This is a genomic window from Synechococcus sp. R55.8, assembly GCF_047461895.1.
GTDB lineage: Bacteria > Cyanobacteriota > Cyanobacteriia > Thermostichales > Thermostichaceae > Thermostichus.
In genome coordinates this window covers 12,031-28,419 of record NZ_JANSIB010000023.1, presented here as the reverse complement: position 1 = coordinate 28,419, position 16,389 = coordinate 12,031, and the positions used below count along the sequence as shown (strand labels likewise).

Below are 16,389 nucleotides of genomic sequence, written 5' to 3'. Positions count from 1 at the left end.
GTCAAGCGAATGGGGCATCAGAAACCCCATCCGCCTATGCGGTGGGGTAGTTCATGATAGCCCAATCTGCCGGCGGGATCCCTATCCGGTAAGATAAAACCAGAAGCAATTCCCAAGCCATGGAGGTTTCCTTGAGGGAGGGATCCACGATGTCTGTTGCTTGGCTGGCTTCGGTTCTGGCGAGGCGGTCTTGGCTGAGCCGTTTCCTGCGGGGGATGGTGGTTTGCGGGCTGATACTCTGCCTGGGGGTTACTCCGCTGGGATCCCCGGCCCAGGCAGAGGACTACACCAAACGAGATCTGCAGGGGGTGAGCTTTGCAGGGCAAGACCTGAGCGGCTGGAAGTTTCTCAAGGCCAACCTGCGCCAAAGCGATCTCAGCCATGTGAAGGCGGCAGGGGCAAACCTATTCGGGGCCAATCTCAGCAAAGCCAACTTGCGCGGGGCCGACCTGCGGGGGGCCACTTTGGACATGGCCAACTTACAGGGTGCGGATCTGCGAGAAGCGCAACTGCAGGACAGCATGATGTGGCTGGCCCGAGTCGAAGGGATCCAAATTGATGGGGCCGATTTCACCAATGCCTTAATACGCCAAGACGCCCTCTCCATCCTTTGCGAACGGGCCACCGGCGTTAACCCTGTAACCGGTCGGGCCACCCGCGACACTCTTGAATGTGACTGATCCTCACCCCCGGCTCTTCTCCCAGAGGGAGAGGGGAGATAGGCAGCAGAACCCATCGCCTCACTGCCCTCTGGAATCCGGATTTTAGGAGCTGGGAGCGGCTGCCTCAGAACGGGTGGGCTTGCGTTGAAACTGGCTGAGCAGCGAATTCCAGGCCAAGCGGGCCATCGACAACAGCCAATTGCCCTCCAACTCCCTAAACAGATCCATGTTCAGCTTGAAGGCATAGTTGGCCTCTGCCACAATGCGGTCGATGGTGGTTTGATCCAGCTCCAACGCATCCAGCTGGGCGCGGTAGCGCTGCTTGAATTTGCCCTCATGAGGGATCTGCTCGAAATCGTAGAAGGCCGTTCCTTCCCCCTGCGGCAAGCCCATGGCCCGGCGGGCGATGTTTTTGAGGATTTGGCCACCCGACAAGTCACCGATGTAGCGGGTATAGGCGTGGGCGATCAGCAGAAGCGGATCTTTTTCCACCACTTCCCGAATGCGGTTGACATAGACCTGGCAGGCAGGGGAGGGCTTGACCAAAGAGCGCCAGTTGGGGCCAACAAAATAATTTAAATCCTTCTCCAGGCTGGCCTTGCGCCACAGCTCTGGGTAGTAGAGCCGGCCCACCAGGGGGTGCTCTCGCAGTTGGGCAAAGCCTTCTTCCAAAGCGCTGTAGACAAAGTAGAAATTGCCCAGGTAGCGGCTGTAGGCCCGTTTATCCACCACTCCCTTCAGGAAACACTTGATAAAGGCCATGTTCTCGGCCATGGTGTGGGACTGCTTGGTGCCCTCCCGCAACTGGGCCGACAGGCTGTTGTCCCGGTTACTCAAATCATTCTTATTCTGATTGTTGTGGCTTTGACTCACAAAACCCTCCTTGCCAACAAACTGCGCTTCTGGATCACCTGCAAGCCATCCGGAGGTTTCCCCAGCCTGAGAAGCTTTGTAAACCCATTCCCGATCCTTTCTCATGATTGATGGCTCCGCGTCTTGCCCCCTAGCCTGCATCAACAGCGTGCATCTCAAAAGCGACAAAGACCGGCGCCGCGTCCACCCTGGCGACCGGCTGAGCCTGTCAGAACCACCCCTCCGATCCCCACGGTCGACCGGAAATCCGAGCTGGAGCAGCGGATGATCCGTAAGAACGGTCAAAGATTAGAATAATCTGCCTGAGTGTGAATGGATGTGAACAATCCTTAAGGCACGGTGGGAATCGTCCCTGCTCCGGCAGCCAAAAGGGGATCCCCAGCGGTTTTGCCGAGATTTTCCAAGTGAGCCCTCAAGGGATCCGGACAGCCCCTCGACCTTTGTAACGTTCGTTGACGATCGTTGGCGGGGTTTCTATAATGGAAGGCCTGACTGCAGCGCGACCCCTCCCGAGCAACGCATGACACAATTAGCAGTGCCATCCCCTGTCGCTCCTACCTTTCCTGACCTGGTGGAGATTCAGCGGGAGAGTTTCTTGTGGTTTTTGCGAGAAGGGTTTGAAGAGGAGCTTCTCAGCTTTTCCCCCATCATCGATTACACTGGTAAGCTGGAGCTGCACTTCCTGCCTGAATATCGCCCTGGGGATCCCTCCAAAGGGTACAAGATCAACCGCCCCCGCTACGACCCTGAGGAGGCCAAGCGGCGGGATGCCACCTATCAAGCGCAGATCCGGGTGCCCACTCGCCTGATCAACAAAGAGACCGGCGAGATCAAAGACATGGACGTCTTCATCGGCGAACTGCCCTTGATGACGGATCGGGGCACCTTCATCATCAACGGCGCCGAGCGGGTGATCGTCAACCAAATTGTGCGCAGCCCCGGCGTCTATTACAAATCGGAGCTGGACAAAAACGGGCGTCGCACCTACAGCGCCAGCCTCATCCCCAACCGCGGTGCCTGGCTGAAGTTCGAGACCGACAAAAACGGCCTGGTGTGGGTGCGCATCGACAAAACCCGCAAGCTCTCGGCGGCAGTTCTGCTGAAAGCCTTGGGCCTGAGCGACTCCGAGATTTACGACAACCTGCGCCACCCCGAATTCTTCCAGAAAACCATGGAGAAAGAGGGGCCCTACACCGAAGAAGAAGCCCTAATGGAGCTGTACCGCAAGTTGCGGCCCGGGGAACCCCCCACCGTATCGGGTGGCCAGCAGTTGCTGGAATCCCGCTTCTTCGACCCCAAACGCTACGATTTGGGCCGGGTAGGGCGCTACAAGCTGAACAAAAAGTTAAACCTCAACGTAGCCGAAAGTGTGCGGGTGCTTACCGTCACCGACATTTTGGCCGTCATCGACTACCTGATCAATTTGGAGTACGACATCGGCCATGTGGACGACATCGACCACCTGGGCAACCGCCGCGTGCGCTCCGTGGGCGAGCTGCTGCAAAACCAGGTGCGGGTGGGCCTGAATCGCCTGGAGCGGATCATCCGAGAACGGATGACAGTCTCCGAGTCGGAAAACCTCACCCCGGCCTCTTTGGTCAACCCCAAACCCTTGGTGGCGGCCATTAAGGAGTTCTTCGGCTCCAGCCAGCTCTCCCAGTTCATGGATCAGACCAATCCCCTGGCGGAGCTGACCCACAAGCGGCGGCTATCTGCCCTGGGCCCCGGCGGCCTGAGTCGGGAACGGGCCGGCTTTGCGGTGCGGGATATCCACCCCAGCCACTACGGCCGCATCTGCCCCATCGAAACTCCAGAAGGCCCCAACGCCGGGTTGATTGGATCCCTGGCCACCCACGCCCGCGTCAACCAGTACGGCTTTATCGAAAGCCCCTATTACCGGGTCGAGAACGGCGTGGTGCGCAAAGATCTGGGCATGGTCTACCTCACTGCCGATGAAGAGGACGAGTACCGCGTAGCCCCTGGGGATGTGCCGGTGGATGCCGAAGGCCGCATCACTGCCGATTTGGTGCCGGTGCGCTACCGCCAAGAGTTCACCACCGCCCACCCCACAGAAGTGCACTACGTCCAAGTGGCGCCGGTGCAGGTCATCTCGGTGGCCACCTCCTTGATCCCCTTCCTGGAGCACGATGACGCCAACCGTGCCTTGATGGGAGCAAACATGCAGCGGCAGGCGGTGCCCCTGCTCAAGCCGGATCGGCCCTATGTGGGCACTGGCCTGGAAGCCCAGGCGGCACGGGACTCCGGCATGGTGGTGGTGTCGCGCACCAATGGCGTGGTGACCTACGTTTCCGCCGACGAAATCGTGGTTCGGCCAGATGACGGCGGGGATCCAATTGTCTATCGCCTGCAGAAATACCAGCGCTCCAACCAAGACACCTGCCTCAACCAGCGTCCCCTTGTCTATACGGGGGATCGGGTGGTGGCTGGCCAGGTGCTGGCGGATGGCCCGGCGACCGAAGGGGGCGAGTTGGCTTTGGGCCAAAACGTGTTGGTGGCCTACATGCCCTGGGAGGGCTACAACTACGAAGATGCCATCTTGATCAGCGAGCGGCTGGTCTACGACGATGTCTTTACCTCGGTACACATCGAGAAGCACGAGATCGAGGCCCGGCAAACCAAACTGGGCCCTGAGGAGATTACCCGCGAAATCCCCAACGTGGGGGAAGATGCCCTGCGGGACCTGGATGAGAACGGCATTGTGCGCATTGGGGCTTGGGTGGAGGCCGGCGACATTTTGGTGGGCAAAGTCACCCCCAAAGGGGAGTCGGATCAGCCCCCAGAAGAGCGGCTATTGCGGGCCATTTTCGGGGAAAAGGCTCGGGATGTGCGGGACAACTCGCTGCGGGTGCCCAACGGCGAGCGCGGTCGGGTGGTGGATGTACGCATCTTTACCCGCGAACAGGGGGATGAGCTGCCTCCCGGCGCCAACATGGTGGTGCGGGTCTACATTGCCCTCAAGCGCAAAATCCAGGTGGGGGACAAGATCGCGGGCCGTCACGGCAACAAAGGCATCATCTCCCGCATCTTGCCGATTGAGGACATGCCCTACCTAGCGGACGGCACACCGGTGGATGTGGTGCTCAACCCCTTGGGGGTGCCTTCCCGGATGAACGTGGGCCAAGTGTACGAGTGCCTGCTGGGCTGGGCAGCAGAACATCTGGGAGTGCGCTTCAAGCTGATGCCCTTTGATGAGATGCACGGTTTAGAAGCCTCCCGTCTGACGGTGGAGGCCAAGCTGAGGGAAGCCCGAGAGAAGACCGGCAAGGACTGGATCTTCAACCCGGAAGGCAGGTACTGCGGCAAAATCCAGGTGTTTGATGGTCGCACCGGGGAGCCCTTCGACCAGCCCGTTACGGTGGGCCGCGCCTACATGCTGAAGCTGGTGCACTTGGTGGATGACAAGATCCATGCCCGCTCCACCGGCCCCTATTCTTTGGTGACCCAGCAACCGCTGGGGGGCAAGGCGCAGCAGGGCGGCCAGCGCTTTGGGGAGATGGAGGTGTGGGCTTTGGAGGCGTTTGGGGCAGCCTACATCCTGCAGGAGTTGCTCACCGTCAAGTCCGACGACATGGTGGGGCGCAACGAGGCTCTCAACGCCATTGTCAAGGGCAAGCCCATCCCTCGACCCGGCACGCCGGAGTCCTTCAAGGTGCTGGTACGGGAGTTGCAGTCCCTCTGCCTAGATGTGTCTGTACACAAGGTGGAGGTGGACAGCGAAGGGCAAACCCACGATGTGGAAGTGGATCTGATGGCCGATACTTCCAACCGTCACACTCCCTCTCGACCCACTTATGAATCGGTTACGGCTGAGGATCTCTCGCCATCACCCGCCTTTACCAGAGTGCTCCGCACCGCTGACGCGAATGCCAGCCGCAGCCTTGAGGAAGATGAGGACGAGGAGGAGGAAGAGGACTTTTGAGGGTTGAGAGCGCTCCCCACCCCTGACGCGAACGTGACGGGGATCCCCTTCAACCCACGAAGGAGGGTGGGGCTTCCCTCTCCTTTGGGTTCAGCAAGCCAGGAGGAAAACGGCGATGGCCAAAACAGAGCAACGCTTTGACTATGTCAAAATCGGCTTGGCTTCTCCAGAACGGATTATGGAGTGGGGCCAGCGCACCCTGCCGAATGGTCAAGTGGTGGGGGAAGTCACCAAGCCCGAGACCATCAATTACCGCACCCTCAAGCCGGAGATGGATGGTCTCTTTTGCGAGCGCATCTTTGGGCCGGCCAAAGACTGGGAATGCCACTGCGGCAAGTACAAGCGGGTACGGCATCGGGGGATCGTCTGCGAGCGCTGTGGGGTGGAGGTAACCGAGTCGCGGGTGCGCCGCCACCGCATGGGCTACATCAAGTTGGCCGCTCCGGTCACCCACGTTTGGTATTTGAAAGGGATCCCCAGCCACATCGCCACCCTGTTGGACATGCCGCTGCGGGATGTGGAGCAAGTGGTGTACTTCAACGCCTACGTAGTGGTGGATCCGGGCAATGCCCAGAATCTCTCCTACAAACAACTGCTGACGGAGGATCAATTCCTCGAGATCGAAGATCAGATGTACGAGGAGGGATCCGAACTGCAACTGCCGGAGAACTGGGCCATGATTGGGGCAGAGGCCATCGAGCGCCTGCTCAAGGATATCGACCTGGAAAAAGAGGCGGAGCAACTGCGGGAGGAGATCACCAGTGCTCGCGGCCAAAAGCGGGCGCGCCTGATCAAGCGGCTGCGGGTAATCGACAACTTCATCGCCACCGGATCCCGTCCGGAGTGGATGGTGTTGCGGGTGCTGCCGGTGATCCCGCCGGATCTGCGCCCCATGGTGCAGTTGGATGGGGGCCGCTTTGCCACCAGCGACCTCAACGATCTCTACCGTCGTGTGATCAACCGCAACAACCGTCTGGCCCGGCTGCAGGAGATCATGGCGCCGGAGATCATTGTGCGCAACGAAAAGCGCATGCTCCAGGAGGCGGTGGACGCGCTGATCGACAACGGTCGGCGGGGGCGCGTGGTGGCGGGGGCCAACAACCGTCCCCTCAAGTCCCTCTCCGACATCATCGAGGGCAAACAGGGGCGCTTCCGGCAAAACCTGTTGGGCAAACGGGTGGACTACTCCGGGCGTTCGGTGATCGTGGTGGGGCCCAACCTGCGCATGCACCAGTGTGGCCTGCCCAAAGAGATGGCCATCGAGCTGTTCCAGCCCTTTGTCATCCACAAATTGATCAAGCGGGGCATCGTCAACAACATCAAGGCCGCCAAAAAGCTGATCCAAAGCAACGACCCGCAGGTTTGGGATGTGCTGGAGGACGTGATCGACGGCCACCCGGTTTTGCTCAACCGTGCCCCCACCCTGCACCGCCTGGGGATCCAAGCTTTTGAACCGATCCTGGTGGAGGGAAGGGCGATTCAACTTCACCCCTTGGTTTGCCCCGCCTTCAATGCTGACTTCGACGGCGACCAGATGGCGGTGCATGTGCCCCTGTCGTTGGAAGCCCAGGCGGAAGCGCGCCTGCTGATGCTGGCCACCAACAACATCCTCTCCCCGGCCACCGGCGCTCCCATCATCACCCCCAGCCAAGATATGGTGCTGGGATGCTACTACCTGACGGCGGACAACCCCCACGCGCCAGATATTGGCGATCGCTTCTTCGCCAGCTTGGAAGATGCTCTCATCGCCTACGACTGCGGTGCCATCGGCCTGCACAGCAAGGTCTGGGTGCGCTACCACGGCCCGATGGAGTTGGGCAAGGGCGAAAAAGAGTCCGAGCCGCAAATTATCGAAGAAGCGGGCGGCATCCGCCTCAAGATCACCAACTACCGCCGTATCCGCGAAGATCAAAACGGCAACGTGATCAGCCAGTACATTCGCACCACGCCGGGCCGGATCATTTTTAACAAGACCGTGCAGGATATTTTGTCTGCGTAGTTACCCTCTGCCGTAGGACGGCTCTTCTCTCCCCTTCTCTCTAGCGAGGCATCATGAGCGAAAAAGGACGATTTTCCGCTGGCCTGGCGCGGCAGGCTGCCGACGGCAACAAAGCCGACGCCCCTTTGCCCCCTGTGCCCTTTCGCAACTATCAAATTGGCAAAAAAGAGCTGCGTAACCTGATTGCCTGGTCTTTTGCCCGCTACGGCACAGCCCGCACCGCTCAGATGGCGGATGCTCTGAAGACCCTGGGCTTCAAATACGCCACCCAGGCAGCCGTCTCCATCAGCGTCGAAGATCTGCGCGTTCCCCCCAGCAAGCGGCAGTTGTTGGCACAAGCGGAAGCCGAGATCGAGGCGGCCACCGAGCGCTATACCCGTGGAGAAATCACAGAGGTGGAGCGCTACCAAAAGGTGATCGACACCTGGAACCAGATCAACGACCAGATCAAAGAGGAGATGCTCAACAACTTCCGGCAGAACGATCCCCTCAACTCCGTTTACATGATGGCCAACTCGGGGGCGAGGGGGAATGTCTCCCAGGTACGGCAGTTGGTGGGCATGCGCGGCCTGATGGCCAACCCCCAGGGGGAGATCATCGATTTGCCCATCAAAACCAATTTCCGCGAGGGCCTGACCGTTACCGAGTACATCATCTCTTCCTATGGGGCCCGCAAGGGCTTGGTGGATACGGCCCTGCGCACCGCCGACTCTGGCTACCTCACCCGCCGCTTGGTGGACGTGTCTCAGGATGTGATCGTGCGGGAATCCGACTGCGGCACTGAGCAGGGCATCCTTCTGGAATACCTGATGGACGGGGACAAGGTGGTGGTGTCTCTGGAGGAGCGCTTGGTGGGCCGAGTGTTGGCGCGCGACGTGGTGCATCCACAAACCCAGGAGATCCTCGCCCGCCGCAACCAAGAAGTGGATCACGACTTGGCTAGAACCATTGCAGAGGCTGGCATCCGCCAGGTGATGGTGCGTTCTCCCCTCACCTGTGAAGCCAACCGCTCCGTGTGCCGGATGTGTTATGGCTGGAGCTTGGCCCACTCCCGCCTGGTGGATCTGGGGGAAGCGGTCGGGATCATCGCCGCCCAATCGATTGGGGAGCCGGGCACCCAGTTGACCATGCGCACCTTCCACACGGGAGGCGTGTTTACAGGGGAGGTGGCCCGCCAAATTCGCGCCCCCTTTGCGGGTGTGGTGCGGTTCCCGAAAAATCTGCGCACCCGCCCCTTCCGTACCCGCCACGGCGACGATGCTCTACAAGTGGAGGTAAACAACCAAATCATCTTGGAAGGCCCAGACGGTCAACGGGAGTCCTTCGACATGACTCAGGGATCCACCCTGCTGGTGCGGGACGGAGCCCAGGTGCAGCGGGATCAGTTGATTGCAGAGGTGTCCCTGGCCAAGGCCAGCCGTAAGAGCACCGAGAAAGCCCAGAAAGAGGTGGTGGCCGACCTGGCTGGAGAAATTCGCTTTGCCGATCTGCCCATCGAGGAGAAGACTGACCGCCAGGGTAACACCACCTACACTGCCCAGCGGCAGGGATTGATCTGGGTGATGTCTGGACAGGTGTACAACCTGCCTCCGGGGGCCGAGCCGGTGGTGAAAAACGGGGATCGGGTGCAGGCGGGGGATGTGATCGCCGAAACCTCGCTGGTGACGGAGCATGGCGGCATTGTGCGGCTACCGGAGCGCAGCGACACCAGAAGTGGGCGCGAGGTGGAGATCATCAACGCTTCGGTGGTGTTGCGGGAAGCACGGGTACGGGTGGAATCCCACCAGGGGCGGGAACAATTTTTGCTGGACACTTCCAGTGGGCAGACCTTTGTTCTCAAGGCTACTCCGGGCACCAAAGTGGGCAACGATGAGGTGGTGGCGGAGCTGATCGACAACCACTTCCGCAGTCAGACGGGAGGCTTGGTGAAGTTCGCCGGCATTGAGGTGGCACGGCGCGGCAAGGCCAAGCAAGGTTACGAAGTCATCCAGGGCGGCACCCTGCTGTGGATCCCAGAAGAGACCCACGAGGTGAACAAGGACATCTCCCTGCTGAACGTGGACGATGGCCAGTATGTGGAAGCAGGCACTGAGGTGGTGAAAGACATCTTTTGCCAGAATGCCGGTGTTGTCGAAGTCATCCAGAAGAACGACATTCTGCGGGAGATTGTCATCAAGCCGGGATCCCTGCATCTGGTGGACAACCCCGCCGACTTGGAAGTGAAAAGTGGCACCCTAATCCAGCCAGGGCAACCGGTGCTCAGCAGCATCGTTCCCGACCGACTGGTCTACCTGGAACACGTGGAAACTCCCGAAGGCCCAGGCTTGCTGCTGCGTCCGGTGCAGGAGTACGAGATCCCCGACCGGCCCTTGGTGCCCACTCAAGAGTCCACCAGCGAGTCCGGTCGCTCCATTCGTCTGCGGGCGGTGCAGCGGGTTCCCTTCAAAGATGGGGAGCGGGTGAAGTCGGTAGGCCCTGTAGAGCTCCTGCGCACCCAACTGGTGCTGGAAATCGATACCGACGCCCCACAACTGAAGGCCGATATCGAGCTGATCCAAGATGAGAAGGATCCAGATATTCGCCGCCTGCAACTGGTGATTCTGGAAACCCTGTTGCTGCGCCGCGACGTGGAAGCGGATCTGACGCAGGGGAGTACCCACACGCGGCTGTTGGTGAAGGAAGGAGACTCCATCGCCAGCGGAGATGTTATCGCCCGCACCGAAATCCAAGCCAAAAAGGCCGGGATCGTCCAAGGGATCCGCGAGGGAGCGGAGGTGGTACGGCGGGTGCTGGTGATTACCGACGACGATCTGGTGCAGGTGCCCCTGACGGGCCCAGCCAATGTGGAAGTGGGGGCGCTGGTGCGGGCTGGGGACGAGCTTGCTCCCGGGATCCCTTCTCCACAGTCAGGACAGGTGATGCAGATAACGGACGGCCAAGTCCTGTTGCGGATGGCGCGGCCCTACTTGGTTTCTGCGGGTGCCATCCTGCAGGTACGGAATGGCGATCTGGTGCAGCGGGGGGATTCTCTGGCCCTCTTGGTGTTCGAGCGGGCCAAGACAGGGGACATCATCCAGGGTCTGCCACGGATTGAGGAGCTGCTGGAGGCCCGCAAGCCCAAGGAAATGTGTGTTCTGGCCAAGCGGCCCGGCACCGTTCAACTGAGCTGGCGCGGAGAAGAGCCAGATCTCAAGGTCATCGAAGCCGATGGCACGGTTAGAGACTATCCTGTGCTGCCGGGGCAGAGCTTGATCGTGGTAGATGGACAGCCGGTGGGGGTGGGGGATCCCCTAACCGATGGCCCTGCCAACCCCCACGACCTCTTGGAGATCTACTACGAGTACCATCGCCAAACCTTGGGAGATGACCAAGCCGCACGGTTGGCTCTGCGGGAGGTGCAGCGCTTCTTTGTCAACGAAGTGCAGAACGTCTACCGCTCCCAGGGGGTGGAGATCTCCGACAAACACATTGAGATCGTGGTGCGCCAGATGACCTCCAAGGTGCGGGTGGATGATGGTGGCGACACCATCCTGTTGCCGGGGGAGCTGGTGGAGTTGCGGGAAATCCAGCAGATCAATGCCACCATGGCCATTACTGGAGGAGCGCCGGCCAAATACACGCCCGTCCTGCTGGGGATCACCAAGGCCAGCTTGAATACCGACAGCTTCATCTCAGCGGCCAGCTTCCAGGAAACCACCCGCGTGCTGACTGAGGCGGCCATTGAGGGCAAATCCGACTGGCTGCGCGGCTTGAAGGAAAACGTAATCATCGGGCGCTTGATCCCGGCAGGCACGGGCTTCACCACCTACGAGGAGATTGCCGCCGAGCCGGAGCCTGACGAAGAGGAGGAAGAGCCTGCGGTGTTGCCGGAGCTGCCGCCTCGTTTGATCTTGGAAGATGATCAATTGATCGACGATTCCACCCCTGCCTTCGACGAGCTAGAGGAGGATGACGACGAGGAGGAGTGAGGCGCTGGGTCTCCAGGATTGGGCCACTTTGCAAACTGAAATCGTCAGTTGCTGCCGCTGCCCCCGCTTGGTGGCCTGGCGAGAGTCAGTCGCCCTTCAGAAGGTGGCCCGTTTTCGCGACCAGCTCTACTGGGGCCGACCGGTGCCAGGGTTCGGGGATCCGCAGGCGCGGCTGTGGGTGATCGGGTTGGCGCCGGCAGCCCATGGGGGCAACCGCACCGGGCGCGTGTTTACCGGGGATCCCAGCGGGGACTGGCTGTTTCGCGCCCTGTACCGAGCCGGGTTTGCCAATCAGCCCACCTCTACCCACCGAGAGGATGGCCTGCAATTGCAGGATTGCTACATCTCGGCAGTGGTGCGCTGTGTGCCCCCGGAGAACCGCCCCACCGCCATAGAAGCCAAGACCTGCCTGGGCTACCTGAAGCAAGAGCTGGAGCTGCTAACCCAGGTGCGAGTGATCCTGACGTTGGGGCATTTTGCCTTCCAACACGCTCTGACGCTCTTGCCACCTCTCAGGCCCCGTCCCCGCTTTGGCCACAATTGCGTTATTCCTTTGGCAGAGGGTCGCTATTTGCTGGCGTCTTACCATCCCAGCCGGCGCAACACGGCCACACGGCTGCTGACGGAGCCGATGTTGGATGCCGTTTTCGCGCAAGCCCAGCAGTTGCTGTCTGGTAAGCCAGCCCGACCGGCTGAGGATTAGGCGGGTTGCCAAGATTCGAGGCGATAGGCACTGTCCCAAAACAGCCATTCCAACCGGGAGGCAGTGACAAAAGCTGCCCTCATCTTTTCCCGCAGCGGTTCTGTAGCCTGCTGAGCGACGGAGTCGGTGATGTCCAAAGCCTGCTGCACCACTTGGGCAAATTCTTCCCCGGCGTAGGTGTCGATCCACTGTTGGTAGGGATTGTCAGGCTGCGCGGTGCGATAGATGGTGGATCCCACCTCTCGGTAGATCCAAAAGCAGGGCAGCACAGCGGCAATGGCCACCTCATAGGGATCCACAGCCGCCGCAGCCAACAAAAAACGGGTATAGGCGAAGCAGGCAGGGGCATAGGCTGTTTCGGGTTGAATGTCGTAGAGGCGAAAATAGCTTTCGTGCAGGCTGCGTTCGGCCACAATGGCTCCCAGGGCAAAGTTCAAGAAACTCACCACCTGCTCAGCCCCTTCGGAACGAGCTCCGATCAAGGCCAGGGCGCGGGCAAAGTCGGTGAGATAAAGAGCATCCTGCTGCAAGTAAAACTGGAACCGCTGCCGCGATAGGCTGCCCGCTGCCAACTCTCGGTTGAAGGGGTGATCGAGGATTTGCTTGTAGATGGGCTGAATGGCTTGCCAAAGGTGGGCTGTAAAGGACTGGGGCATGGCGACCGTCTCTCGGCGTTTGGTCTTCAGCTAGAAATTGCAGGAGCCCCGCACTGTACCTATAAAGTCAGTGTTGGGAGGAATGCTATAATAATACTGCGGGCACCAGAAACGGTTTTTTTTAAGGCACTGGTAACGGTCGATTGGGGGTGCAGTAAACCACCCCAGAGGCTCGTGGTTGGCTTGCTAACTGCAGGGCTACTAAAAGCCCGCTCCGTACCGCCTAGCGGTTGGTGTCGGGTAGTTTACTCGATTGGTGATTGACCTGACCAGGGCCAGCACCTCTGCTGGGGCTGAGGCTTTCTTCATTTTGAATCTCAATTAGGCTTCGGGCATGAGGGGGCGGAACCCATGCTTGCGGGAAAGCTGCCCGATCAGATCCAATTTCTCAAGGGTGATCAAATTACGGCCCCAACTGAAATTGGTGTACAGCCCCTCAAACTCCAGCAGCATGGATTCAGCAAAGCAGGCAAAAAGCTGACGGGCCGGGTTGGCCACATTCAAAAACTGCATGATGTTCCATTCAATATCCAAAGAGTGCTCCACCATCCCCCCGTCAATGACGTAGAGTCCCTTTCGCTGCAAGCTGGAGGCGATGTTCTTTGGGTAGCCACCGTCGATGATGACACAGGGATCCGGCAAAACTTGGGGATCGAGGGCCATGCCTTGGCTCATGCTGGCCACCCAAACGATAAAGTCAGCGCGGGGCAGGGCCTCTTCCAGCGAAGAGATCTCCCCCTGCTTGAGCTTGGCCTGCAATTCCTCCAGACGCCGTCGCTCTCGGGCGATGAGCAACAATTTGCCCAAGTGAGTGTGGGCCACCAACCATTGACAAATGGCGCTGCCGATATCTCCGGTCGCCCCCACCACCGCAACCGTAGCGGCTGCCAAGTCCATGGCGTAGCGCTGGGCCGCCAACTGCAGTTGCTGACAGATGATGTAGGCCGTGTGGGTATTGCCGGTGGTAAAGCGTTGGATCTCCAAGTCAATGTTGCGGACTCGCCGGAGACTGTCGAGGCGAAAAGTCTCAAAAATGATGCTGCTAAATCCCCCCAAAGCAGTAATGTTCAAGCCGCGCCGCTGGGCCAGAGCCATCGCATTCAACACTTTCCGACAGGCGGCCTTCACCCGTCCCCCCGCCAACATCTCCGGCAAGAAACAGGATTCGACGTACTGCCCATAAATCTTTTGGCCGGTGATGCTGGTTACCATGATCTCGTCCACCACCTGAGGGGGAGCCATGCACCAGAACTCCAGGTCGCTCTCCGCATATTCGGAATAACCCAGCTTGTCTGCCACCCGCTTCGCATGGGCCAGGCTGGTCAAGTGCCCAATCAGGCCGAACATAAAGGTTTACCCGCTTGGATAACTGATGGATCCCATCAAAACATGTCCATACCCGCCTGTAGCCAGCCTAGAACTGCAGTCCGCCGGCAGAGGATGAATGCTGAGGTGGGTCATGCTGCCCGCAAACCCTGGGCTGAGAGGCGCATCACCTCGCGGGTGCTGAAGCCGATGTTGGCCAGCGCCTCTCCATAGGCAATCATAAAATCCTCGACGATGGCCTCGCGATCCATATAGATGGCTTCTACATCCTGGTCCACCTGCTGCAGCATCTGCCAGACCAAGGGCAGGTTCTGGGCGTTGGCCGCTTCGATCTGCCCTTTGACCTCGCCAAAATGCTCCCCTAGCCAGCGCTCTCCAAAATTGAGGTGCAGATATTCATCCTTGACCACCCCCTCGGTGATCTTGCGGGCAAACTCATCGGCGACGGGGATGTAAATGTTGTAGGCGGCAATGGCAAAGCATTCGATGATCAGCGACTGAATGACCAAGCAGGTAACTAGGTCTCCGGCTGCTGCCGCTTTTTGGAAATTGTTGCGCAAAGGGGTGAAGAAAGTGCGGGCAAACTCCCTATCCGGCTCTACCTGCAGGTTTTTGCCGCAGGATTGAAAGCCTTTCATGTGCCGCAATTCCATCTTGGCCAGCTTGTGCAGCTCCTCTGCCCCTTCCGGCAACATCTCGGCCAGCTTGAGGTAGTTGTCGTGGGCTTCTTGTTCCCCTTCGATCACAATGCCGTTGATGCGAGAGTAGGCCTGCCGGTAAACCGCGCTGCCATAGTCCAAGGTGGTGCCACCCTCATCGGCTAAAGGCTGGGGGGTATTGGGCAGGACGTTCACTGGGGCCATACTCATGCATCTCCTCTCGGTGTTGTTTGGGTGTTGTTGATTGTCTATGCTGACTCGACAATCGCCTCGATTGCAGTTGAATCGCTCTCTTAATCAGAATAGCTGTAGCTGCCGCAGAATTGGCGGGATTCCTTTTGCGGAATGATAGGGGTCTGCTAGGGTGAGGGTTCGAGTGCCGTTGTGGAGCCTGCTGTATGTCTGCTCTTGGGGATGGCCTGAACCAACTGCGCCAGTTGCTGGTGGAGCTGGAGGAACGATCCCTCGATCAGCCGATTGGCAGTGCCGAGGAGGTGTTGCAGGCCATTGAGCTAGCCACGGCTTTTGAGCTGTTTGAGGCGGAGAGCAGCGGTTTGCTGCTGCAGATTGTGGCCAATCTCTGGGATCGGGTACGGCAGCAGGATTTGTCTCCAGGGGAGATTCAGACGGTATCGGAGAAGTTGCGGGCGGTGGGCTATACCGATGCTGAGATCCAGGAGATCCTGGACTTGGAGCCGGAGGACTAGCCCCATTTCCCCCTCTAGGCTTGAACCATGCCCAGCTCTGCTGGAGTGATATCCGCTTCCATCTGAGTGGTGGCGTCGTAGCAAGCCCCTCGCAGGTTGGCCAGCTTGAGTTTGCACTGGGCAAGAAGGGCTCCTCTCAAGTTGGCCCCGGTGAGATTGGCCCCTGCCAGGTCCGCTTGGCTGAGATCGGCTTCGCTCAAGTCCGCTTCCGCCAGGTTGGCCCCACGCAAGTTGGCTCCCTGCAATCGGGATCCCTGCAGCTTGGCTTTCTCTAGGTTGGCCAGCCGCAGGTTGGATCCCTGCAGATCCGCTTGGCTGAGGTCGGCGCCGCTCAGGTAGGCCCGCTCCAGGTTGGCAGAGGCCAGCTTTGCCTGGCGGAGAATGGATCCCCCCAAGTCGATCCCGGCCAAGTCGGCCCCGGCCAGATCAGCTCCGGCCAGTTGGCTGTTGCTGAAGTCCCGCTCACCGCTGCCGTAGCGTTGCAACAGGTCTGCTCCAGTTTCCACCATCGCTGTTTTCCACACCGGACGAATGGATCCTACCTAGGAATAGAAGGGCCGCCAAGAGCACGCTAGGATAGGCGCAAGCCGTTTTCCGGGATCCCCCCTTATGAGCTTGCCCCGTGTGCCCCGAACTCGACCTCGCCCCAAGCTGCGCTCGATCCCTCGCCGCCAAACCGAATCCGCCCTCTATGCCGAAATGCAGCAGCTCACTGTCGAAAAGCAGCGGCTCAACCAAGAGCTAGAGTTTATTCGAGAGCGGCAAGGGCAAATCCACGCGCGACTTCAGGAAATCGAGCAGGCCATGCAGCACCTTCAGCAGGAGGCAAAAGCCTTCCGGGATCCCGCTCCCCCCTCTGAACCGGCCCAGCTCAGATCCCGCCCTTCCCGCTTCCC

The 16,389-nt window shown here is 59.7% G+C and carries 12 protein-coding genes; 7 read left to right on the top strand and 5 right to left on the bottom strand.

What is annotated here, in order from left to right:
* Window positions 1–149: 149 nt before the first annotated feature.
* Window positions 150–680, top strand: a complete 531-nt coding sequence (locus tag NW829_RS03970) for a pentapeptide repeat-containing protein (protein ID WP_414416480.1) — start codon at window positions 150–152, stop codon at window positions 678–680.
* A gap of 84 nt (window positions 681–764) precedes the next feature.
* Here NW829_RS03970 and NW829_RS03965 read toward each other — a convergent pair whose 3' ends face one another.
* Complete coding sequence (locus NW829_RS03965) at window positions 765–1,478, bottom strand: heme oxygenase (biliverdin-producing) (RefSeq protein WP_414416481.1); 714 nt, start codon at window positions 1,476–1,478, stop codon at window positions 765–767.
* A 577-nt stretch (window positions 1,479–2,055) separates the two neighbouring features.
* On the opposite strand from NW829_RS03965, the gene rpoB reads away from it, so the two are divergent.
* The 4 genes from rpoB (at window position 2,056) to NW829_RS03945 (ending at window position 12,145) form a co-directional block, all read left to right on the top strand.
* Window positions 2,056–5,475, top strand: coding sequence for a DNA-directed RNA polymerase subunit beta (gene rpoB / locus NW829_RS03960; protein ID WP_414416479.1), 3,420 nt, complete (start codon window positions 2,056–2,058; stop codon window positions 5,473–5,475).
* 115 nt (window positions 5,476–5,590) lie between these two features.
* A complete protein-coding gene (locus NW829_RS03955; RefSeq protein WP_414413831.1) occupies window positions 5,591–7,474 on the top strand; it encodes a DNA-directed RNA polymerase subunit gamma in 1,884 nt (627 codons plus the stop codon).
* Between the two features lie 53 nt (window positions 7,475–7,527).
* On the top strand, window positions 7,528–11,442 hold the full coding sequence (locus NW829_RS03950) for a DNA-directed RNA polymerase subunit beta' (protein WP_414416478.1): 3,915 nt from the start codon (window positions 7,528–7,530) through the stop codon (window positions 11,440–11,442).
* Window positions 11,423–12,145, top strand: coding sequence for a uracil-DNA glycosylase (locus NW829_RS03945; RefSeq protein WP_414351370.1), 723 nt, complete (start codon window positions 11,423–11,425; stop codon window positions 12,143–12,145). The genes NW829_RS03950 and NW829_RS03945 overlap by 20 nt, the downstream gene beginning before the upstream one ends.
* Here NW829_RS03945 and tenA read toward each other — a convergent pair.
* The 3 genes from tenA to NW829_RS03930 form a co-directional block, all read right to left on the bottom strand.
* Window positions 12,142–12,801: a thiaminase II gene (tenA, locus tag NW829_RS03940; RefSeq protein WP_414416477.1), complete on the bottom strand. Its 660-nt coding sequence runs from the start codon at window positions 12,799–12,801 to the stop codon at window positions 12,142–12,144. The two genes, NW829_RS03945 and tenA, sit on opposite strands and share 4 nt — an antisense overlap.
* Before the next feature lie 321 nt (window positions 12,802–13,122).
* Window positions 13,123–14,148 (bottom strand): long-chain acyl-[acyl-carrier-protein] reductase, encoded by a 1,026-nt coding sequence (locus NW829_RS03935; RefSeq protein ID WP_414416476.1) that lies wholly within the window; start codon window positions 14,146–14,148, stop codon window positions 13,123–13,125.
* A 110-nt stretch (window positions 14,149–14,258) separates the two neighbouring features.
* Window positions 14,259–14,990: an aldehyde oxygenase (deformylating) gene (locus NW829_RS03930; protein ID WP_414351420.1), complete on the bottom strand. Its 732-nt coding sequence runs from the start codon at window positions 14,988–14,990 to the stop codon at window positions 14,259–14,261.
* A 194-nt stretch (window positions 14,991–15,184) separates the two neighbouring features.
* Between NW829_RS03930 and NW829_RS03925 the strand changes: the two genes are divergently transcribed.
* Complete coding sequence (locus NW829_RS03925) at window positions 15,185–15,493, top strand: hypothetical protein (protein WP_414330858.1); 309 nt, start codon at window positions 15,185–15,187, stop codon at window positions 15,491–15,493.
* A 14-nt stretch (window positions 15,494–15,507) separates the two neighbouring features.
* On the opposite strand, the gene NW829_RS03920 is transcribed toward NW829_RS03925, so the two are convergent.
* Window positions 15,508–16,002 (bottom strand): pentapeptide repeat-containing protein, encoded by a 495-nt coding sequence (locus NW829_RS03920; RefSeq protein ID WP_414351367.1) that lies wholly within the window; start codon window positions 16,000–16,002, stop codon window positions 15,508–15,510.
* Window positions 16,003–16,102: 100 nt separating this feature from the next.
* Between NW829_RS03920 and NW829_RS03915 the strand changes: the two genes are divergently transcribed.
* Window positions 16,103–16,389: gas vesicle protein GvpV (locus NW829_RS03915; RefSeq protein WP_414416475.1), on the top strand; the 287-nt coding region annotated here is incomplete at its 3' end.